This is a genomic window from Anaerococcus hydrogenalis, assembly GCF_002871895.1.
GTDB lineage: Bacteria > Bacillota > Clostridia > Tissierellales > Peptoniphilaceae > Anaerococcus > Anaerococcus hydrogenalis.
The window spans coordinates 24,686-46,271 of sequence record NZ_PNHP01000007.1 but is presented as its reverse complement, the minus strand read 5'-3'; the positions used below and the strand labels follow the sequence as shown (position 1 = coordinate 46,271).

At 30.6% G+C, this 21,586-nt stretch carries 21 protein-coding genes, 1 riboswitch and 1 other annotated feature; of the genes, 18 read left to right on the top strand and 3 right to left on the bottom strand.

Annotation, left to right across the window (positions count from 1 at the left end):
* Window positions 1–130: 130 nt before the first annotated feature.
* The 18 genes from aroF to thiE all read left to right on the top strand — a co-directional run bounded on the left by aroF (window position 131) and on the right by thiE (window position 17,839).
* Entirely contained in the window at window positions 131–1,141 is a 1,011-nt protein-coding gene (aroF, locus tag CJ192_RS08490; RefSeq protein ID WP_004814258.1) for a 3-deoxy-7-phosphoheptulonate synthase, read from the top strand.
* A gap of 1 nt (window position 1,142) precedes the next feature.
* Window positions 1,143–2,219: a chorismate synthase gene (aroC, locus tag CJ192_RS08485; protein WP_102198468.1), complete on the top strand. Its 1,077-nt coding sequence runs from the start codon at window positions 1,143–1,145 to the stop codon at window positions 2,217–2,219.
* The gene (locus CJ192_RS08480; RefSeq protein WP_004814253.1) at window positions 2,212–3,243 is read left to right on the top strand and encodes a prephenate dehydratase; all 1,032 of its coding nucleotides are present in this window, start codon (window positions 2,212–2,214) and stop codon (window positions 3,241–3,243) included. Before aroC ends, CJ192_RS08480 begins: the two co-directional genes overlap by 8 nt.
* Window positions 3,244–3,256: 13 nt before the next feature.
* Window positions 3,257–3,532: a binding site (T-box leader), on the top strand.
* 47 nt (window positions 3,533–3,579) lie between these two features.
* Window positions 3,580–4,101 carry a tryptophan transporter gene (locus CJ192_RS08475; RefSeq protein WP_004812835.1) on the top strand — a complete coding sequence of 174 codons (522 nt, stop codon included), beginning with the start codon at window positions 3,580–3,582 and terminating at the stop codon, window positions 4,099–4,101.
* Window positions 4,102–4,274: 173 nt separating this feature from the next.
* A complete protein-coding gene (gene proB, locus CJ192_RS08470) occupies window positions 4,275–5,069 on the top strand; it encodes a glutamate 5-kinase (RefSeq protein WP_004812834.1) in 795 nt (264 codons plus the stop codon).
* Window positions 5,038–6,300 carry a glutamate-5-semialdehyde dehydrogenase gene (locus tag CJ192_RS08465; RefSeq protein ID WP_004817200.1) on the top strand — a complete coding sequence of 421 codons (1,263 nt, stop codon included), beginning with the start codon at window positions 5,038–5,040 and terminating at the stop codon, window positions 6,298–6,300. Before proB ends, CJ192_RS08465 begins: the two co-directional genes overlap by 32 nt.
* 574 nt (window positions 6,301–6,874) lie before the next feature.
* Window positions 6,875–7,642 (top strand): pyrroline-5-carboxylate reductase, encoded by a 768-nt coding sequence (proC, locus tag CJ192_RS08460; RefSeq protein WP_004817707.1) that lies wholly within the window; start codon window positions 6,875–6,877, stop codon window positions 7,640–7,642.
* 565 nt (window positions 7,643–8,207) lie between these two features.
* Window positions 8,208–10,139, top strand: coding sequence for an aconitate hydratase (locus CJ192_RS08455; RefSeq protein ID WP_102198467.1), 1,932 nt, complete (start codon window positions 8,208–8,210; stop codon window positions 10,137–10,139).
* A gap of 2 nt (window positions 10,140–10,141) precedes the next feature.
* Window positions 10,142–11,149, top strand: coding sequence for an isocitrate/isopropylmalate dehydrogenase family protein (locus CJ192_RS08450; RefSeq protein WP_004812830.1), 1,008 nt, complete (start codon window positions 10,142–10,144; stop codon window positions 11,147–11,149).
* On the top strand, window positions 11,142–12,482 hold the full coding sequence (locus CJ192_RS08445) for a citrate synthase (RefSeq protein WP_004817698.1): 1,341 nt from the start codon (window positions 11,142–11,144) through the stop codon (window positions 12,480–12,482). The genes CJ192_RS08450 and CJ192_RS08445 overlap by 8 nt, the downstream gene beginning before the upstream one ends.
* Window positions 12,483–12,527: 45 nt before the next feature.
* A complete protein-coding gene (locus CJ192_RS08440) occupies window positions 12,528–12,893 on the top strand; it encodes a hypothetical protein (RefSeq protein WP_004812828.1) in 366 nt (121 codons plus the stop codon).
* A gap of 35 nt (window positions 12,894–12,928) precedes the next feature.
* A riboswitch (TPP riboswitch) is annotated at window positions 12,929–13,029 on the top strand.
* Between the two features lie 134 nt (window positions 13,030–13,163).
* Complete coding sequence (gene thiS, locus CJ192_RS08435) at window positions 13,164–13,361, top strand: sulfur carrier protein ThiS (protein WP_004812827.1); 198 nt, start codon at window positions 13,164–13,166, stop codon at window positions 13,359–13,361.
* A gap of 1 nt (window position 13,362) precedes the next feature.
* A complete protein-coding gene (gene thiF / locus CJ192_RS08430) occupies window positions 13,363–13,977 on the top strand; it encodes a sulfur carrier protein ThiS adenylyltransferase ThiF (protein WP_102198466.1) in 615 nt (204 codons plus the stop codon).
* Entirely contained in the window at window positions 13,967–14,731 is a 765-nt protein-coding gene (locus tag CJ192_RS08425) for a thiazole synthase (RefSeq protein WP_102198465.1), read from the top strand. Before thiF ends, CJ192_RS08425 begins: the two co-directional genes overlap by 11 nt.
* Window position 14,732: 1 nt before the next feature.
* On the top strand, window positions 14,733–15,887 hold the full coding sequence (thiH, locus tag CJ192_RS08420) for a 2-iminoacetate synthase ThiH (RefSeq protein WP_180960901.1): 1,155 nt from the start codon (window positions 14,733–14,735) through the stop codon (window positions 15,885–15,887).
* Window positions 15,888–15,895: 8 nt separating this feature from the next.
* Window positions 15,896–16,441, top strand: coding sequence for an energy coupling factor transporter S component ThiW (gene thiW / locus CJ192_RS08415; protein ID WP_004817727.1), 546 nt, complete (start codon window positions 15,896–15,898; stop codon window positions 16,439–16,441).
* Window positions 16,410–17,231: a hydroxyethylthiazole kinase gene (gene thiM / locus CJ192_RS08410; RefSeq protein WP_004817725.1), complete on the top strand. Its 822-nt coding sequence runs from the start codon at window positions 16,410–16,412 to the stop codon at window positions 17,229–17,231. The genes thiW and thiM overlap by 32 nt, the downstream gene beginning before the upstream one ends.
* On the top strand, window positions 17,228–17,839 hold the full coding sequence (gene thiE, locus CJ192_RS08405; RefSeq protein WP_004817702.1) for a thiamine phosphate synthase: 612 nt from the start codon (window positions 17,228–17,230) through the stop codon (window positions 17,837–17,839). The genes thiM and thiE overlap by 4 nt, the downstream gene beginning before the upstream one ends.
* 359 nt (window positions 17,840–18,198) lie before the next feature.
* Here the strand turns inward: thiE and CJ192_RS08400 are convergent, their stop codons facing one another.
* From CJ192_RS08400 to CJ192_RS08390, 3 genes are all read right to left on the bottom strand, one after another.
* The gene (locus CJ192_RS08400; protein WP_102198463.1) at window positions 18,199–18,705 is read right to left on the bottom strand and encodes a hypothetical protein; all 507 of its coding nucleotides are present in this window, start codon (window positions 18,703–18,705) and stop codon (window positions 18,199–18,201) included.
* A gap of 66 nt (window positions 18,706–18,771) precedes the next feature.
* The gene (locus CJ192_RS08395) at window positions 18,772–19,506 is read right to left on the bottom strand and encodes an amino acid ABC transporter ATP-binding protein (protein WP_102198462.1); all 735 of its coding nucleotides are present in this window, start codon (window positions 19,504–19,506) and stop codon (window positions 18,772–18,774) included.
* A complete protein-coding gene (locus CJ192_RS08390) occupies window positions 19,499–21,061 on the bottom strand; it encodes an ABC transporter substrate-binding protein/permease (RefSeq protein WP_102198461.1) in 1,563 nt (520 codons plus the stop codon). The genes CJ192_RS08395 and CJ192_RS08390 overlap by 8 nt, the downstream gene beginning before the upstream one ends.
* Window positions 21,062–21,586 lie beyond the last annotated feature (525 nt).

Below are 21,586 nucleotides of genomic sequence, written 5' to 3'. Positions count from 1 at the left end.
TTACTTTTTCAAAAAGTAAGGCTATTTATCATGTGCAAAATCCTAAAACACTTTAAGTTTTTTTAGAATCGAGCTTCTTGGTAATAGCCAAGAAGCTTTTTTGTTGTTTAGAAAAGAATAGGAGAAAATTATGATTATTAAATTAAAAAATGGCGCAAAGGAAAATGAAATTCAAGATCTTATAAAAGAAATTGAAGAAATGGATCTTAAGGTAAGTAAGGCTGTTGGATCAAACACAACCATTTTGGGATTATTGGGAGATACTTCCAAGGTTTCAAAAGAAGATATGAAGTCAAAAAAAATCGTTGATGATGTTATAAGAATCCAAGAACCTTACAAAAAAGCAAATAGAAAATTTCATCCAGAAGATACAATAATCACTCTTGATAATGGAACACAAATTGGGGGAGGATCTTTTGTTTATATGGCAGGCCCATGTTCTGTTGAAAGCGAAGACCAAGTTGTATCGATTGCCAAAAAAATTAAAAAATCTGGGGCTACAATTTTAAGGGGAGGGGCTTTTAAACCAAGAACTAGCCCATACTCTTTCCAAGGTTACGGAAAAAAAGCTATTGATTACCTTGTAAAGGCAAAAGAAGAGACAGGCCTTGCCCTTGTTTCAGAAATTATGGAAATTAACCAATTAAAATATTTTGATGATATAGATATTTTACAAGTTGGGGCAAGAAATATGCAAAATTTTGATTTATTAAAAGCCCTTGGTGAAACTGATAAACCAATTTTATTAAAAAGAGGACTTTCTGCTACCTATGAAGAATTATTGATGGCGGCAGAATATATTATGAGTAGGGGAAATACAAAAGTTATACTTTGCGAAAGAGGAATTAGAACTTTTGAAACAGCAACAAGAAATACTTTAGATGTTACAGCAGTTCCTTTCTTACACGAAAAAACTCACCTTCCTGTAATACTCGATCCATCTCACGCAGCAGGAATTTCAAGATATGTAAAAGATTTATCCCTTTCTGCAGCAGCTGTTGGGGCAGATGGACTAATGATTGAAGTTCATGAAAATCCTGCAAAAGCATTTTCTGATGGGGCCCAATGCGTAGTGCCAGATGATTTTGATAAAATTTTAAAGGCAAGCCAAAAAATCCACGACTTGAGAAAGGAAATCTAAAATGGGTCAAAGCTTTGGAAAAAATTTAAAAGTTACTATTTTTGGATCAAGCCACCAAGAATATATGGGGGTGGTAATTGATAATGTAAAACCAGGTTTTGAAATTGATATGGTAAAGCTTGATGACTTTATGCAAAGAAGGGCTCCTGGAAAATCAAGATTTACTACAAAAAGAAAAGAGGCTGACAGGGCAATTTTCATTTCGGGTCTTAGAGAAAATAAAATAATTTCAAAGACTATAACAGCCCTTATAAAAAATAATAATTTTAAATCTAAGGATTATAACAATTTAAACGATATTCCAAGGCCATCTCACGCTGACTATACAAGTTTTATAAAATACGGAAAAGATATGGATATGAATGGGGGAGGTCCATTTTCTGGAAGGCTAACTGCCCCATTTTGCCTGGCAGGAGGGATTGCAAAACAAATTTTAGAAGAAAAAAATATAAAAATTGCATCAAGAATTAAAAATATTGGTGGAATTTATGATAAAAACCTTGATTTAGCAAATCCTCCTATGGATGAACTGGAAAAAATTTCTCAAAAAGAAATTCCTGTTTTGGATGAAAAAAAGGAAGAGGAAATTAGAAAATTATTGGAAGATGTAAGTAGTGAGGGGGATTCTATTGGTGGAATTTGCCAAGTTTTTGGAGAAAATATTCCCCAAGGCTTGGGAGATCCCTTATTTGATTCTTTTGAGGCAAAAATTTCCTATCTTTCTTTTGGAATTCCTGCCCTTAGGGCAATTTCTTTTGGCGAGGGCCTAAATTCTATAAATATGAGAGGTTCAGCCCACAACGACCAATTCGAGCTTGAAAATGGTAAGGTAAAAACTAGAACCAATAATGCAGGAGGTATTGTAGGAGGAATTACAAATGGCATGCCTGTAGTTTTTGATTTGATTTTTAAGCCAACTCCATCAATTTCTAAAAATCAAAAATCATTTTCTATAAGGGAGAAAAAAGAAAAAGACCTTTTGATAAAAGGCCGCCACGATCCTTGCCTTGCCCTAAGAACTCCGCCGATTGGAGAGGCAATACTCGCCCTTACAGTATTGGATTACTTATATGAATAAAGATTATTTGTTAAAAGAATTAGAAGAAGATATAGAAGTTGAGGATTTAAGAAAACTAGATTTAATCTTAAAAGAAAAATACAGGGACTTCCTATTAAAAAAATATCCAGGAGATTTTTCTAAATATTTGGAGAAAAAAGTTATAAGTGAAAATTTTCCGAATTTTGGGAAAATTGCACTTGGAGGAGCCAAGGGCTCTTATGCTGACCAGGTTGGCCATATTGTTTTTCCAAAAGGAGATATAAAATATTTTAAGAGATTTGACCAAATTTTAGATGCGATTGATGAAAATTTTTGTCAATTTGGAATCCTTCCCTTGGAAAATTCTTCTTATGGATCTGTTAAGGAAGTTTATAATTTGATGCTTGAGAGAAATTTTTATATTTTAGGAAATTATAAGCTCGATATAAGGCATTATTTACTAGGAAATTCTTTTTCAAAAATTTCTGATATAAAAGAAGTTTACTCCCATCCCCAAGCCTTGGGTCAATGTAGAAAGTATACACTTGAGCACGGATTTATCCAAAATGAATATTATAATACGGCCCTTGCTGCAAAATATGTCAAGGAAAAAAATGATAAAAAACTTGCTGCTATTGGTTCAAAATTTTGTGCAAATCTTTATGGACTTAAAATTCTAGATGAAAACATACAAAATGTTTCAAATAATTACACCAGATTTATAATTGTAGGAAAAGATTTAAAAATTTATGATAAGGCAGATCAAATTTCTGTAAGATTAAAGGCTCTTGATAGGCCAGGGTCCTTGTTTGATATAGTGGAAAAATTTAAAATTTTGGATGTAAATATGACAAAACTAGAATCATCACCAATTCCAGGATCTGACTTTGAATTTATCTTTTATTTTGATTTTGAGGGCTCTATTAGGGAAAAAAAAATAAGAATTCTATTAGATTTTTTAAAGGAAAATGCTAAGGATTTTGAATTTATGGGCTCTTATATTGACTTTAATAAGGCATTTGACAAAGATAATAAAGCGATATATAATAAAAACAACTTATAAGTTAGAAAATAAAAATAAAACTTTGATCAGAGGTAAGTAAGTTTTATAAATCTTTTATAGAGAGCTTGTGTGTGGTGGAAGCAAGTAAAGATCTAAAACCGAATGGATCTGAGAGTGCTCGGGTGAAAAATAGTAGTCTAGGCCGTCTTCCCACGTTATAGGGATATGATATGAAATTATTTTAAATTAGTATCAGAATTAAGATGTGTAATATTTTATTTATTTTTACATAAATATTTATTTTTATATAAAAAGGATGGCACCGCGAATTTAACCATTTGCTCCTTCATGGAGCAGATGGTTTTTTTAATTGAAAATTTTAATAAGGAGAAAATAATGAAAACAAGAACAATAACACAAGCGTCATTTTTACTTGCTATAGGAACAATACTTCACTTGATACCAGGCTTTGTAGGAATGGTAAAGCCAGATTTTATGCTAGTGTGCGTATTTACAATTATAATTTTAAATAAGGATTTGAAAACTGCCCTTCTAGTTGGGGTAGCTGGGGGAATTTTGGCAGGAATTACCACAAATGCACCGGGAGGATTTTTACCAAATTTTGTAGATAAGATTATTTCATCCTTGTTTGTATATGTAGCTGTTAAATTTTTGGAAAAAATAAATATGGAAAATATTTTTACAATTGGATCTTTATATTTTTTAGGAACATCAATTTCTGGTCTTGTATTTTTATCATTGATGAACCTAGCAGGAGCCCTTCCTGAAGGTATGGGATTAGGATTAATGTTTGTAAGCTTAGTTATACCAACAGCAGGTGTAAATATTTTTGTAGGATTATTTTTTGATAAGATAATGAATATGTACAATAGAAAGCTAGCAATGACCATAGGATAATCGAGGTAAAACCGTACAAAAAGTATAAAATTTAAAATAAATTTGTAGATAAATGGAGTCATTTTATTTTAAGATATCCTAAAAAAATGCTTTATTATCGAAAACACCCCAAAAGGGTGTTTTAAATTGCTAAATTTTATTTTTTCTTATAAAATATAAGATGGTGAAAAAATATGAGAGAATTTAGTAATGAATTAAAAAAAATAGTTATAAAAGTTGGATCTTCTTCCGTAAGCCACGAAAACGGTGGAGTAAATATCGAAAGAATAGAAGATTTGGCCAAGGAAATTGTAAATTTAGAAAATAAAGGAATCAAAGTTATCTTGGTTTCATCAGGAGCTATAGCAACAGGATCTAATAGACTTAATGTTAAAAGACCGAGAAATGATATAAGTAAGAAACAAGCTACAGCTGCTGTTGGTCAAGTAACTTTGATGAATACTTTCCTAAAAGCCTTTGCAGAATATGGTTATTCTATTGGGCAAATTCTTCTTACAAGAATGGTAGAAACCGACAAGGTTATGAATGTTAATGCAAAAAATACCATAAACGACTTGTTGGAAATGGGAGTTATTCCAATTGTAAATGAAAATGATACGATTTCAACTTACGAAATAGATTTTGGGGATAATGATACCCTATCATCAGTTGTAGCAAGATTAGTAGATGCAGATTTATTAATGCTTTTATCAGATATTGATGGGCTTTATACTGATGATCCAAGGATAAACAAGGATGCAAAATTAGTTAAGGAAGTTAATATAATTGATGAAAAATTAAGGGCAATGGGAAAAGATTCTTATTCAAATATAGGTACTGGTGGAATGGCTACAAAAATAAATGCGGCCAACCTTTGTATGGAAAAAGGAATTGATACTATAATTGCAAATTCGAATGATTTGAAAAATATAAGAAAAATTGTGAAAGGTGAAGAAATTGGAACAATCTTTAAAAGAAAAACTAATTAAAATGGGAGAGCTTTCCAAAAAGGCAAAAAAAGATTTTGTAAAGCTTTCAACAAAAGATAAAAATAAAATTTTAGAAAATATAAAAATTTCTCTAGAAGAAAATAGACAAAATATACTTGCTGCTAATAAAAAAGATTATGATAAGGGCCTTTCAAATAATATGGCAGAAGGCCTTCTTGATAGGCTAAAACTTGATGATGATAGAATTGATTCAATGATTTTATCGATTGATCAAATGATAAAACTTCCAGATCCAATTGGAAAAATGACAGATGTGAGAACTCTTGAAAATGGACTTTTGCTTGGAAAAAAATCAGTTGCAATAGGATCTTTGGCAATGATTTATGAGGCTAGACCAAATGTAACCTTGGATGCATCAATTCTTGCTATAAAATCATCAAATACCATAATTTTAAGAAGTGGAAAAGAAGCTATAAATTCTTCTCTTGCAATAGCAAAAGCTATCAGAGAAGGAATAAAAAATACAGGCTTTGATGAAAATATTGTCCAAATAATTGATGATACAAGTAGGGACTCATCAACAGGACTTATGCAATTAAATGGCTATGTAGATTTATTAATTCCAAGAGGGTCTGCATCTTTGATAAATGCAGTTGTAAAAAATGCAAGTGTACCAACTCTTGAAACAGGAGTGGGAAATTGCCACTTATATGTTGATAAATATGCTGACATTGAAAAAGCCTTAAAAATATTTGAAAACGGCAAAACCCAAAGAATAGGAGTGTGCAATGCCCTTGAAAGCTTGGTCGTTCATAAGGATATAGACCAAAGTTTTTATGATGGACTAAATAAAATAGTAGAAAAATACAAATTAAAAGTCCATGCTTGCAAAAATTCGATAGAAAAAATAAAAGGAGCAATGCCTGCAAGCGATGAAGATTATGGAAAAGAATATTTAGACTACGAATTTTCAGTAAAAGAAGTTCAAAATATAGATGAAGCAATAGACCACATTTATAAATATTCCACAGGACATTCTGATGCAATAATCACAGAAAAAATAGATAAGGCAAATAAATTTGTAAACCAAGTTGACTCAGCTTGCGTTTATGTAAATGCCTCAACAAGATTTACAGACGGTTCAGAATTTGGCTTTGGAGCAGAAATAGGAATTTCAACTCAAAGACTTCATGCAAGAGGACCAGTTGGATTAAATGAACTTACAACTTATAAATATGTAATTTTGGGAGAAGGGCAAATTAGGGAATAATCTTTTTAAAGATTATTTTAGAAATTTAGGTTTTTTCTTGTAATAAATTGTTATATTTAGTTAATACTTCGATTTCTTAGGGCGGAAGGAACAGGGGACTTCCGATTGTCCCCTTTTTCCTTCCCCCTAAGAACCCCCATCTTTATAACCCCTTAACCGGCCCTTGCAGGGAGCAAAAATTAGAAAGAAACTAAAGTTTCTTTCAGTTTTTAAATTGATAATTCAAATATAATGAAAATAAATACCCAAAATAAATAAATTCAAAGTTCATTAAAAGAGAAAAAATAACTCACTAAAGTTCAAACAATTTTTTCTCTAATAATTCACTAGAATTTATAATTATTTTTAAATAGCTATCAGCATATAAAAACTTGAAAGAAGCGTCAGCTTCTTACCTAACTAGCTCCATGCAATGGTCGTTTGCAGGGGGGGCAAAAAGTGGGGGTCGTTAGGGGGAGGAAAAAGGGGGAGAATCGAAACTCCCCCATTTCCTCCGCCCTAACATAACGAAGAATAATTTTAATACATTAATAAATTTTAAGATAAATAATATATTTTTCTATAAGGAGGAAATATGAAAATTGGTGTTATCGGCATTGGCAATATGGGTTTTGCTATTGCTAAAGGTCTTTTGGGTAAAAATGAACTTTTTTTGTCTAATAGGGGATCTAATTTAGAATTTTTTAAGGACAAAGATGTCTCTATTATGGAAAATAGGGAAGTTATAGAAAATTCTGACTATATAATCTTGGCAGTTAAACCAAATTATTATGAGGATGTAATAGATGAGATTAAAGATTTATTGGATAATAAAGTATTTATTTCAATTGCAGCAGGTTTTACTCTTGAAAAACTTGAAAATTTATTGGGATCTGATAAAAAAATTGTTATGACCATGCCAAATACTCCTGCATCTGTTGGTGAAGGTATGTCAATTCTTTGCCCAAATTCAAAAGTAAGTGAAGAAGAATTTTCAAATGTTTTAGCAATTTTTTCATCCTTTGGTAAGGCCATAAAAATTGACGAAAATCAATTTGATGCGGCAAGTATTATAAATGGTTGTCTTCCTGCTTTTGTAGATTTATTTATGGAAGCCATATCTGATGGGGCTGTTTTTTGTGGCTTAAAAAGGGATATTTCTTATAAATTAATTGCCCAAACTATAATAGGCTCTGCAAAATTAATGCAAGAATCAAAAGACCATCCAGGACTTTTAAAAGATAAGGTAACAAGTCCAAAAGGAACAACAATAGAAGGAGTCAAGGCCTTGGAAGAAAATAATTTTAGGGCAGGATTAATAAAGGCTGTTGAGGCTTCATTTAATAAGACGAAGAATATGTAGGTTAAATTCATGGGATTTTTTAGAATGAAATTTCCCATGAATTTTTTTATTAGCAAAATTAATTAAGAGATCTCTCGACTACTGAAATTCGTTTGTTTTGCAAACTTTACCGTGCTTATGAAAACTCATTTGCTTCGCAAATTCCTCCGTGCTTTCGCACTAGTTTTCAGGATTTATGACCGAAATCAACGGTTATAAATCTGCACTAATTTCAGGGATAAATGTACCAAATCAAGGTACATTTATCTGCTCGAGATGGATTGTTTTTTGTTTGATTTTACGAATAAATAAATTTTAATGATTTAAAAATCTTGAATTTAAAATTTTCTTTAGTAATGAAGAATATAAAACCATTACCATCTCGACCTTGTGGAGAGATCTCTTTTATTGACTTTAATTTTTGTTTATTTTTTCTTCGAATCATCATTAATAGATATTTTGATTTTTAACTTTTACTATTTGAAATTCTAATTTTATCTCACAATTTGTGGGATATTTTTTTTGGAAATTATTTTACTTCAGTGTATAATTATTACAATAATATATTAAAGTGAAGGAGTTATTAATGAAAAAATCGTTAGCTATGAAAATTTTACAAGATCACCTCCTACAAGGTGAGCTTAAAAGTGGAAATGAAATTGCTCTTAAAATTGATCAAACTTTAACCCAAGATTCTACGGGAACCATGGCTTATTTGCAACTTGAAGCTATGGATATTGAAGATGTAAATACTGAAAAATCTCTTGCCTACATAGACCACAATATTTTGCAAGAAGGATTTGAAAATGCTGATGACCATGAATTTATAAAATCAGCTGCCAATAAATTTGGTATAACTTTTTCAAAAGCAGGTTGTGGAATTTGCCACCAAGTTCATCTGGAACAATTTGGAAAGCCTGGAAAAACTTTATTGGGTTCAGATTCTCACACCCCAATGGGCGGAGCCCTTGGTCAAATTGCAATTGGGGCAGGGGGTCTTGATGTTGCTGTTGCTATGGCAAAGGGATTTTATTTTGTAAAGGTTCCAAAAATTTATAATATAAAACTTAAAAATTCTTTGAAAGATTATGTAAACGCCAAGGATTTGATTTTATATATTTTGGGAAAATTATCTGTCAAAGGTGGAACAGGATACATAATGGAATATTCAGGGGAAGGTGTAAAATCTTTGTCTGTAACTGATAGGGCGACAATTTGTAATATGGGAGCAGAACTTGGGGCAACGACTTCAATTTTCCCGTCAGATGAAAATACTTTAAAATATTTAACAAGCCAAAACAGAAAAGATCATTATAAAAAATTAGAGGCAGATGAGGATGCTTTTTATGATGAAGTCATGGAAATTGACTTGGAAAAAATCGAACCTGCTGTGGCAAAGCCTCATTTTCCAGACAGGTATCAAAAAATTTCTGAAATGGAGAAAATAAAAATCGACCAAGTTGCAATCGGATCTTGTACAAATTCATCCTACATGGACATGATGAAGGTTGCATCAATTCTTGATGGAAAAAAAGTTCATCCTGATGTTTCCCTTGTAATTTCTCCTGGCTCTGCCACAATTTTGGAAAAATTATCAGAAAACGGGGCCCTTGCAAAAATGATTAAGGCAGGAGCGAGGATTTTGGAATCAGGTTGTGGGCCATGTATAGGCATGGGCCAAGCTCCAAAAGCTGGTGGAGTTTCTCTAAGATCTTTTAATAGAAATTTTAAGGGAAGATCTGGCACAAGAGATGCCAAAATTTATCTTGCAAGTCCAGAAACTTGTGCGATTTCTGCCATAAATGGCTACATATCAAATCCAAAAGACGCTCATTTTAAAAAAGATTTTGACGATAATATTATTTTTGATCATACTGACGCCTATTATATAAAAAGAGAAGAAGATTTATCAAAAAGAGTTAAAGAAACTGTAAAGGGAAAAAATATCAAGCCATTTCCAAAGGCAAGGCCTGTTTCTGAAATAAATACAAAAATAATTTATAAGGCGGGCGACGGAATTACGACTGATGATATTTGCCCATCAAATGCTAGACTTTTACCATTTAGGTCAAATATAGAATATTTATCAGAATTTGCCTTTACAACAAAAATCGATGATTTCAAAAAAAGAGCAGAGGAAAATTCTGGAGGAGTAATTGTTGCAGGCATAAATTATGGCCAAGGCTCATCAAGAGAGCACGCAGCCCTCATTCCTCTTTATTTAAATATAAAAGCAGTTATTGCCAAATCTTTTGCAAGAATCCACAGGTCAAATTTGATAAATAATGCAATTTTATCATTAGAATTTGAAAATGAAAAAGATTATGATAAATTATCTGAATTTGATAATATTCAAATAAAAAATATAGATAAGTCTTTAGAAAGTGGAAAATTTATTTTAGAAGATTTGGACAAGGGCATAAAAATTAACCTTAAGGGAGAATTTTCTAAAAGGGAAATTGAAATATTAAAAATGGGTGGCTATTTAAATTATGCCAAAAATTTAGAATTGGAGTGATTATGAAAGTAACTTTGATAAAGGGAGATGGAATCGGTCCTGAAATTTGCGATTCTATGAAAAAAATTTTAAAGGCCTTGGGCTCAAAGGTTGAATTTGAAGAAGTAAATGCTGGAGCCAGCGTTTTTGAAAAAGAGAAGACCTTTATACCAGATGAAGTTTTTAAATCAATTGAAAAAAATAAAATTGCCATCAAAGGTCCAATTACAACTCCAATTGGTCATGGTTTTAGGTCAATTAATGTTGAACTTAGGAAAAAATATGATCTTTTTGCAAATATTAGGCCAATTAAATCAATAAAAAATATAAATACAAAATATGAAAATGTCGATATGGTGATTTTCAGGGAAAATACTGAAGACTTATATATGGGACTTGAAGAAAAAATATCTGATGACGAATTTCATTCAATAAAGGTAATTACAAGGAAAAAATCTGAAAGAATTATAAGGGCAGCATTTGAATATGCCCGAAAATTTAATAGGAAAAAAGTTACCATAGTTACCAAGGCAAATATAATGAAATTTACTGATGGTTTGTTTTTAAATGTGGGACGAGAAATTGCAAAATCTTTCCCAAATATAGAATTTGAAGAGCTTTTGGTTGATAATACTGCCATGCAAATGGTACAAAATCCAAATAAATTTGACGTCATTGTTACTGAAAATTTGTATGGGGATATTTTGTCAGATTTAGCAGCTGGCCTTGTCGGTGGACTCGGTTTAGTTCCTGGAGTAAATAAAGGAGAGGATATATCAATTTATGAGTCTGTACATGGATCTGCTCCTGATATTGCTGGGAAAAATATGGCAAATCCTATAGCAATTTTACTTACAGCATCCCTTATGCTTGATGACATAGGAGAGGAAAATTTATCTAAAAAATTAAGATTATCCATTGAAAAAACCATGGAGAATAAGAAAAACCACACAAGAGATTTGAAAGGAGAGGCTAGCTTAGATGAGATAACACAAGCTATAATTAAAAACTTGGGAGATGATTATGAATAAGGAAAAATTAATAGAACTTTCTTGGCAAATTAAAAAAGAAAATACAATTGAAAAGGAGATTTACGATAAATATTCTATAAAAAGAGGGCTTAGAAATAAAAATGGTACTGGAGTCTTGGTTGGAGTGACCAAGGTTGGTGATGTATCAGGCTATAAAATTAAAAATAAAGAAAAAATTCCATGTCATGGTGAGCTTTATTATAGGGGCTATCCTTTAACTTCTATGGTGGCTGATTTTAATAAGAAAAAAAGACTTGGCTTTGAAGAAGTGATCTACCTTTTATTATTTAATAAACTTGCAAATAAAAAAGAACTCGAGGATTTTAAAAATATCCTTGTTGAAGAAAGAAAGCTTCCAGATAAATTTTTTGAAGATACAATCCTAAATCTTCCAGGAAATAATATTGTAAATATAATGATGAGGTCAGTCCTTTCTCTTTATTCATACGATGAAAATCCTGATGATACAAATACTTTAAATGTTTTGTCTCAATCACTTTCTTTAATTTCAAAAATGCCTCTTATAGCAATTTATTCCTACCAAGCAAAAATTCATAAATTTGAAGGAAAATCCCTAATAATTCATAAGGAGGATAAAAATAAGTCTATTGCTGAAAATATTCTTTCTATGTTAAGGGCAGACCAAAAATATAAAAAAGAAGAGGCAGAAATTTTGGATTTATTATTAATAATCCATGCAGAACACGGAGGAGGAAATAATTCTGCCTTTGCAACCCACGTTGTTTCATCATCAGGAACTGATACATATTCTGCAATTTCCACAGGTCTTGGTTCTCTCAAAGGACCAAGACATGGGGGAGCAAATTTAAAAGTAAGTCAAATGCTTGATAATATTAGGGGAAATTTAAAAAATTTAGAAGATGAAAAAGAAATAAGAAATTATTTGGAGAAAATTTTGGACAAAAAGGCCTTTGACCAAAAGGGGTTGATTTATGGTTTGGGCCATGCAGTCTATACCCTTTCAGATCCAAGGGCAGTTTTATTAAAAGAGAAGGCAAGAGAGCTTTCAAAAATTAAAAATAGGCAAAAAGATTATGAATTTATAGAAAAAATTGAAAAAAATGGGGGAGAAATTTTGATGGAAAGATTAAATAAATCCTATCCAATTTGTGCAAATGTAGATTTATATTCAGGATTTTGCTATGAAATGCTAGATATTCCAAAAGATTTATATATTCCAATTTTTGCCATAGCAAGAACAGTTGGTTGGTCAGCCCACAGACTTGAACAAATTGAAGATTCAAAAATAATAAGACCTGCCTACAAGTCTTTAAGTCAAGCAAAAAAATATTTATCAATGGATGAAAGGTAATTTGTCCCAAATCTTGAAAGATGATATTCTAAAAGGGGAGGGAAGATGAATATTTTAAAAAATTATTTTAAATTTATATTAAAACAAGATGTAGATTCTAAGAATTCTTCCAAGGCTTTTATCCTTGTTAGAATATTATCTTTTTTAATTGCAGGATTTTTTACTTGGGGACTTTATTATTTATTAGATAGGTACAATCTTAATATTTTTGTAAAATACCTAATCTTAATTTATGCAAGTCTTGCATTTTTTACAACCCTACCTTGTAAAACTATTCAAATGAGAGAAGATGAAAATAAGCTAAGTTCATGGATTCCAAATTTTGGATTTTATAATAGTCTTGCAACTTTAATTTCGCCTATTTATTTGTTCAAATACTGTAAGGTCCTTCAAAAAAACAAGGAGAATTAAAAAATTTTGCAAATTAAATAAATTTGTCCTATAATAAAAATAGCTAGGGGTGCTTTTAGCTGAGAGATGGAATTTCCATTAACCCTTTAAACTTGATTAGGTTAAAACCTGCGTAAGAAAGCGATGATTATTAAAAGAAGTTTAAAGACCCTAGTGAAGGGTCTTTTTTTTGATCCTTACAAATGTCTATTTATCTATGTGTCGAACACAAATGGGGCATACCACCTCGGGTATGGTTTCTATTTGTGTTCTTTTTTTTAGGAGGTGAATATGGTTTTAATAAATGGCAAGGAAGTAAAAATAAAAAATGAAATTTCCTTGTATGAATTTTTAAAAGAAAATAAATTTGATCCTCATTTTGTGGCTGTTGAAGTCAACCAAGAGCTTGTAAAAAGAGAAAATTTTAAAAATTTTCTTGTAAAAGATGGCTACAAGGTGGAAGTTTTTTCCTTTGTTGGAGGAGGTTGATTTGGATTTAAGGGATAAAATTTTAAAAAGACAAAAAAATGATGATAACCAAATATTTAAAAATTCTAAAGTTTCAATTTTAGGTTGTGGGGGACTTGGCTCAAATGTTGCCATGATTTTGGCAAGGGCAGGCATTGGAGAAATTTATTTGTATGATTTTGACAAGGTTGAATATTCAAATTTAAACAGGCAAAATTATAAAATTTCTGATATAGGCAAAGAAAAAGTCTTAGCAACAAAAAAAATAATCGAAGAAACTATTCCATATACAAAAGTTCATGCAAAAAATATGTATTTGGACGAAAAAAATATGGATGAAATTGTTGGAAAAACAGATTATTTTATAGAAGCTTTTGATAAGAAAGAGTCCAAGGTCATGGCCTTTGATTATTTTTCAAAAAAAGAAAATAAATTTCTTTTTACTGCATCGGGCATGGCAGGACTTGGGGATATTTCAGATATTAAGGTAAAAAAAATAAATAATATCACTATGGTTGGTGATTTCAAATCGGACGCAAAAAATGATGGGCTTTATCTTGCCTATGTATCAATCATGGCAAGTCTTGAGGCTCTTGAGTGTTTGAAAAAAATAAGGAAGGATTATTATGGAAGATAAATTTATACTAGGTGGAAAAGAATTTAAATCAAGATTTATTCTTGGTAGTGGAAAATATTCTGTGGATTTAATTGATGCTGCTGTAAAAAACGCAGAATGTGAAATGATTACAGTTGCTCTAAGACGAGCAAACACAAAAGATGTGGCAAATATTTTAAATTATATACCAAAACACGTTACAATTATTCCAAATACTTCTGGGGCAAGAAATGCTGATGAGGCAATTAGAATTGCAAGACTTGCAAGAGAAATGGGCTGCGGAAATTTTGTAAAAATTGAAATTATGAGAGACAGCAAATATCTTTTGCCAGATAATGATCAGACTTTGAAGGCTACAAAAGTTTTGGCTGATGAAGGATTTATTGTTCTTCCTTATATGTATCCAGATTTAAATTATGCAAGAGATTTAAAAGAGGCTGGAGCTGCTGCTATAATGCCACTTGCAGCTCCAATTGGATCTAACAAGGGACTTGTTACAAAAGAATTTATAAAAATAATTATTGATGAAGTTGACCTTCCAGTAATTGTTGATGCAGGAATTGGCCTTCCAAGTCAAGCTGCAGAGGCAATGGAAATGGGAGCTGCTGCAATTATGGCAAATACAGGAATTGCTAGCGCATCTGATATTACAATGATGGCAAGAGCTTTTAAACTTGGAATTGAAGCAGGACGTCTTGCAAGACTTTCAAAACCAGGCAGGGTTTTAGAATCTGGTGCTGATCCATCATCACCATTAAGGGATTTTTTTGATTAAGATGAATATAAAAAAAGTTACAGATTATTTTCCAGAAATGGATATAATCGATTCAAATATAAAAACCGAAGTTTTAGATAATTACGAAAAAATTAAAAATAAAAATGTAAGCGACGCTGATATCCTTTCAAGTTTAGAAAAAGAAAGACTTGATGAAGAAGATTTTTATAATCTTTTATCTGATAAGGCCTTAAATCATTTAGAAAAAATGGGAGAGCTTGCAAAAGATAAGAGGGTCAGATATTTTGGAAATAATGTTTGTCTTTTCTCACCGATTTATATAGCAAATTATTGCGAAAATTCTTGTAGGTATTGTGGATTTAGGGCAAAATCCGATATAAAAAGGGCAAAATTAAATTTTGAAGAAATTGAAGAAGAAATGAAGGCTCTTTCAGATACTGGAATTGAAGATGTTTTGATTTTAACAGGAGAAAGTCAAAAATTTTCATCAGTAGACTATATTGCTAAAGCTTGCCAAATTGCCAAAAAATATTTTAAAACAATAGGAATTGAAGTTTATCCTGCAAATGTTTCTGATTATAAAAAATTAAAAGAGGCAGGGGCAGATTTTGTTACAGTTTTTCAAGAATCTTACAATCCAAAAACATATGATTTTTATCATCCATACGGCTACAAAAGATCTTGGGTTTATAGGATTGACACTCAAGAAAGAGCAATGATGGCAGGATTTAGGGGAGTTGGATTTGGAACTTTATTTGGATTAAATGATCCAATAGAAGAAGCCTTCAAACTAGGTCTTCACGCCCAAAAAATTCAAAAAAAATATCCTCACGCAGAAATAGCTATTTCTCTTCCAAGGATTAGACCAACTCACGGGGCAGATGAACTTAAATTTTTTGAAGTAAATGATAAGAAATTTTTCCAAATTATGCTTGCCCTAAGAATATTTTTACCATTTGCCTCAATAACTCTTTCAACAAGAGAAGACCGTGATTTTAGAAATTTGGCAGTAAAATATGCAGCAACAAAAATTTCTGCATCAGTAGATACATCAATAGGTCACAGGTCCAAAAAATCCCAAGACGAAGGGGACGAACAATTTGAAATTGCAGATAATAGGTCTTGTGAGGATGCTATAAAAGATTTAAAATCAATAGGTATGAGCCCAGTTTTTACTGATTATATAAATGTTTAGGAGGATTTATGAAAAAAAACAATTCACTTCTTATTATGCTTACTCTTTCAATGTTTGTTACAATTGGAGTTGTTATTTCACCAATTTTAAGATTCGAAGGCTTTGCACCTACAGCTCATTTTGTAAATATTGTTTGTTCAGTTTTCTTGGGCCCTTGGTATTCACTTTTAAATGGATTAATAACTGCCTTTTTGAGAATGAGTTTTCTTGGGATTCCTCCTCTTGCCATAACAGGGCAAGTCTTTGGGGCAGTCTTATCTGGAATTTTTTACAGAAAATCCAAGGGATCCTTGCTAGCAGCTGTTATTGGAGAAATTATTGGAACTGGAGTAATAGGTGCTCTTGTTTCTTATCCTGTAATGAAATTATTTTATGGAACAGGGGATATAACTTGGTATTTTTACCTTCCATCATTTATAATTGCAACAATTTTGGGAGGATCTGTTGCCCTAATTTTTTTAAAAACTTTACAAAAATCAAAAGTTTTGTATACCATACAAAAAAAACTAGGAGTAAATGTATATGATAAATCTAAGAAAAATTCTATCAAATAGAGATTTAGTAAGGGAAAAATCTCCCTTAATCCATGCCATTACAAATCCAATAGCCATAAATATGGTAGCAAATGCTATTTTATTTCAAGGAGCCAAGGCAATTTGTGCCGAACATCCTGATGAAATGGAAGATATAGTAAAAATTTCTGACTCTCTATCGGTAAATCTTGGAAATATTACAGATTCAAGGATAAAATCAATTGAGCTTGCTGTAAAATTTGCAAATAAAAAAAATATTCCTGTAATTATTGATTTGGTTGGAGTTGGAGCTAGCAAGCTAAGGTATGACTTTGCTAAAAAACTTTTAGAAAATTATAAATTTTCCCTAATAAAGGGAAATGGGTCAGAAATTTTAGCTATTAGTGGAAATGATTCAAATGCCAAAGGAATTGATGTTGGAGAAAAAGACAAAACAAATGGAGAAAATATTGAAAAATTTATTGAAATTTCAAAAGATCTTTGTCAAAAATATCAAACTAGTGTTTTAATTACTGGAAAAACTGATATTTTAGTAGGTGAAAAAGAATATTTCTTGATAGAAAATGGTTGTGAAAATCTATCAAAAATCACAGCTACAGGTTGTATGCTAACAAGTTTAATTTCAACTTTTTTATCAGTTACAAACCCTATAGAAGCTTCGATTTTGGGACTTTTGATTTTGGAAATTTCTGGGGAAATTTCTGATAGGAAAGAGCTTTATAGCTTTTTTGTAAATTTGATGGATAATATTTCTATTATTAGTGATGATGAAATTTGTAAAAGAGCAAAAATAAGAGAGGGAAAATTTTGAAAAAATTATATTTGGTAACAAATTCAGATAAATATACTGAAGAAGAATTTTTAAAAAGAATAGAAGATGCTATAAAAGGTGGAGTTGATATCCTTCAATTAAGGGAGAAAGAAAAAACAGACCTTGAGATTTTAAATTTGGGAAAAAAAGTTAAAAAAATCTGCGATGAATATAATATTCCTATGCTAATTGATGACAAGCCCCACCTTGCCTGGACTCTTGGATGTGGTCTCCATGTGGGGGCAGATGATATGCCAATTTCACTTTGTAGAAAACTTTTGGGAGAAAAAGCCCTAATTGGAGCTACTGCAAAATCAGTAGAAGCTGCAAAAAAAGCCCAAGAAGATGGGGCTAATTATTTGGGTGTTGGGGCGATTTTTGAAACAAAAACTCACGTAAAAACTAAAAGAACCTCAGTTGAAACTTTCAAGAAAATAAAAGAGGCAGTTGATATTGATGTATATGCAATAGGTGGATTAAATATTGAAAATGTTGAAATTTTAAAAGGTTCAAATACTGATGGAATTTGTGTGGTCAGGGCAATAATGGATGCAAATGATGTTTACCAAACAAGCCTTGATTTAAAAGAAAAAATTCAAGAATTATAGGATATAAAAAATTTCCCATCTTGAACTTGCGAATAAATCTCAAAAAAAGAGTTAAATTTAAAGATAAGTTGAACCAAAGAGATCTCTCGACATAGCTCTAGATGGGTGAATTTTTTATGAAAATAATAAAAAAACTTTATAAAATTAAAAATATCTGCTAATAACCATCTCAACTAGGCGAAATAAGTGTAAATCTAAAAATAAATAAAAAAGCATAATTAAATTTAAACTTTAGCAATAAAAAATATCTATAAATAACCCATCTCGATTGACCATAGAGAGTGGAGAGATCTCTTTATTTATTAAGTCAAAAATCTAAAATTATTCGAATAAATATTTACAAAATAATATTTCCAAGCTTATTGTTTATTAACAAAATTAAGCAAAATGTTATCTATCGATTCAACTTCTATATATTTTATTTTCTTAATATCAATTTCAAATTCATCGTAAATTTCTCCCGAATTTTGATCAACTGCATCAATTATGGCATAATTTTCATCTGATTCTCTTACATATCCACAAATTAATTCATAGTAATCTAAATTTTTTCCTATATTTATTATTTTTTTATTATCTTTAGCGTATTTTATAATATTATAGAAATCAGGCTCATTTTTAAAAACCTCGCTATCAGATTTTCCTATACTTATTGACTTCCAGTATTCATTGTAAATCTTTAATTTTTTTAAAAAATCTGATTTTTCATTTATTTGGACCAAGTCTTTTGAAATCAAAGTATAACCATCAAACCTTCCTTGGTCATCTAGGTTATTTATCAAAATTTTTTCATAATCTTCATATAATAAAAATCCATAGGCAAAGGATGATTCTTTATCTAATAATTCTACTAATTTATTTTCCATAATTTCCCCTTTTTTTATTTTATTATACTAAATTTAGGCAAAATAAAAAGCAGAAAAATCCTGCTTTTATCCCATATATCTTTTTAAGAAATCTTTGGTCCTTTGATTTTTTGGATTTGTAAAAATCTCTTCTGGAGATCCATCTTCTAAAATTATTCCTTCATTCATAAACAAAACCCTAGTTGAAACTTCCCTTGCAAAGTCCATCTCGTGAGTTACAACAATCATTGTAATTCCCTCTTTGGCAAGTTTTGTCATAACTTCCAAAACTTCTCCAACCATTTCTGGATCAAGGGCACTTGTTGGCTCATCGAATAATAAAACTTCTGGATCCATGCAAAGGGCTCTTGCTATGGCAACTCTTTGTTTTTGTCCACCAGAAATTTGTGATGGTTTTGCGTTTACATATTGGTCCATTCCAACAAGTTTAAGAAATTTTTTGGCCTTTTCTTGGGCCTTGTCCTTTGAAATTTTCAAAACTTTTTCTTGGCTTAGGGTACAATTTTCCAAAACTGTTTTGTTTTCAAATAAATTAAAATTTTGAAAAACCATACCAACTTTTGTCCTATAAGCCCTAAGGTCGAATTTTTTTTCTAAAATATTTTCATCTTTGTATAAAATTTTTCCACTTGTTGGCTCTTCTAATAGGTTTAAACATCTTAAAAGGGTAGATTTTCCTGATCCTGATGATCCTATTATTGTAACTACTTCTCCTTTTTGAACTTCAATATTTATATCTTTTAAAACTAAATTTTGTCCAAATTTTTTCTCTAAATTATTTACTTTAATTATACTAGGCATTGAGTCCTCCTGTTGCAGATTCAAGTACAAATTCTTTGTTATTTAGTCTTCTTTCAAGTAACAAGATAATTCTTGTTGTTACAAAGGTTAGGATAAAATAAATTATAGCTGTTATCAAATATGTTTGGAAAATTTGATAAGTTGAACCTGCTATAGATTTTGAAACAAAGAATAATTCTGTTACACTGATTACGTTTAATACTGATGTATCTTTTATATTTACTACAAATTCATTTGCAATAGCAGGTAAAATTGATTTTATAGTTTGAGGAATTACCACATTAAACATGGTTTGTGAGTGAGTCATTCCTAGAGCCTTACAAGCTTCAAATTGTCCCTCATCAACAGAATTAATTCCACCTCTTACAACTTCTGCTAAATATGCTCCAGTATTAATTGAAACAATTATAAAGGCTGCAAGCATAGTTGACATATCAATTGCCAAAAATTGTTTTGCCCCATAAAAAATTAGGATAGCTTGAACCATCATAGGAGTTCCCCTAAATATTTCAATGTAGGCAGCAAGAATAAAGTTTATTATTTTTTGTAAGATATATCCAACAATATTTTTATTTTTATCAACATTTGTTTTTCTAATAACTGCAACTACAAGGCCTATAAAAAATCCTATTATTGTTGAAATAATTGAAATAAAGAGTGTTGAAAAGATTCCGTTTATAAAGAGGGAAGAATATTCATTCCAAATTTCTTTCATTTGTCCAAAAAATGAAAGTTTTTCTCCATCATTTTCAGAAAGCTTTACCATCTCTTCCATGATTTTATCTTGATCTTTGCTATTCATTTCAGATAAGATTTTATTAATTTCATCTTTCATAGGAGAATTTTTTCTAAGACCTACAGCAATTGAAGTATCTTCTGATGAAGTTTCAAAGCCCTTGCCCTTTTCAAATTCTACATATCTTAAGTCATTATTTGCAGAAACTGCTGACATTGCACCAGGCTTTTCTGAAACATAGCCGTCAATATTTCCTGATTTTGTAGCAGAAATCATTGAAGGGAATGATTCCATAGCAGATTGCTTATTAAGTCCGTCAATTTGATCTAGAACTGTGTAATGGAAAGTATTTAATTGACCAGTAAGTTTTGCATCCTTAAAATCTTTTAAAGATTTTGCCTTTGCAAAAGGAGAATCCTTTTTCAAAACAACAACCAAATCTGAAACATAATAAGAATTAGTAAAGTCAATTTCTTTTTTTCTTTCAGCAGTAGGACTCATACCTGCAATAATTGCATCAATTTTTCCACTAGTAAGGGCAGGTGGAAGTCCATCCCATTCAGTCTTATAAATTTCTAGTTTTTTTCCAAGTTTATTGGCAATTTTTTTTGCAATTTGAACATCGTATCCATTTGCATACTCACCCTTAGAATTTTTTATCTCAACAGCACCATTAGAATCATCAACTTGAGAAAAGTTAAAAGGTGCATAATTTACTTCCATCCCAACCTTAAATGTATCTTCATCAGCATGTGAAATTTCCATTGTAAAAACAAAGGCAAGAACAAAAGCCATAAGAAACTTTAGTAATTTTTTCATTTTCTCCTCCAAAAATTTTCTTTTCATATTTTAAGAATAAATATAAAAACGGTCCTCATCCCTAAGGGACGAAGACCGTGTTACCACCCAAATTTAATATTTTTTCACAAAAATATCCTTATTAAGTACAAAATATACTTTCAAAGGATCCATTAAGAAAGTACAAAATTATACCCCTTTGCTATAACGTGCAAAATACGATATCGAATCAAAAATATCCTCGATACAACTCTAAGTCTTTATTCACTAAGATTATAAGATCTTTTTTCAGCAAGTAAAGATTCTCTGTGCATATAATTTATTAGCTACTCTTCTTTTCAAAGTTTTTATATTTAATCTTAAGCTAATAATACATCCTTAAATTACATTTGTCAAATAAATATTTATATTTTTATATGAAAAAATATAAGGATTGCCTATTTATTTATAAACTTTTTTACCACACAATTTAATTATAAGATAGGTTAGGAAAATTAAAGATTTAACAAATAGAAAAATATTGAAAATATAATATAATATACTTGT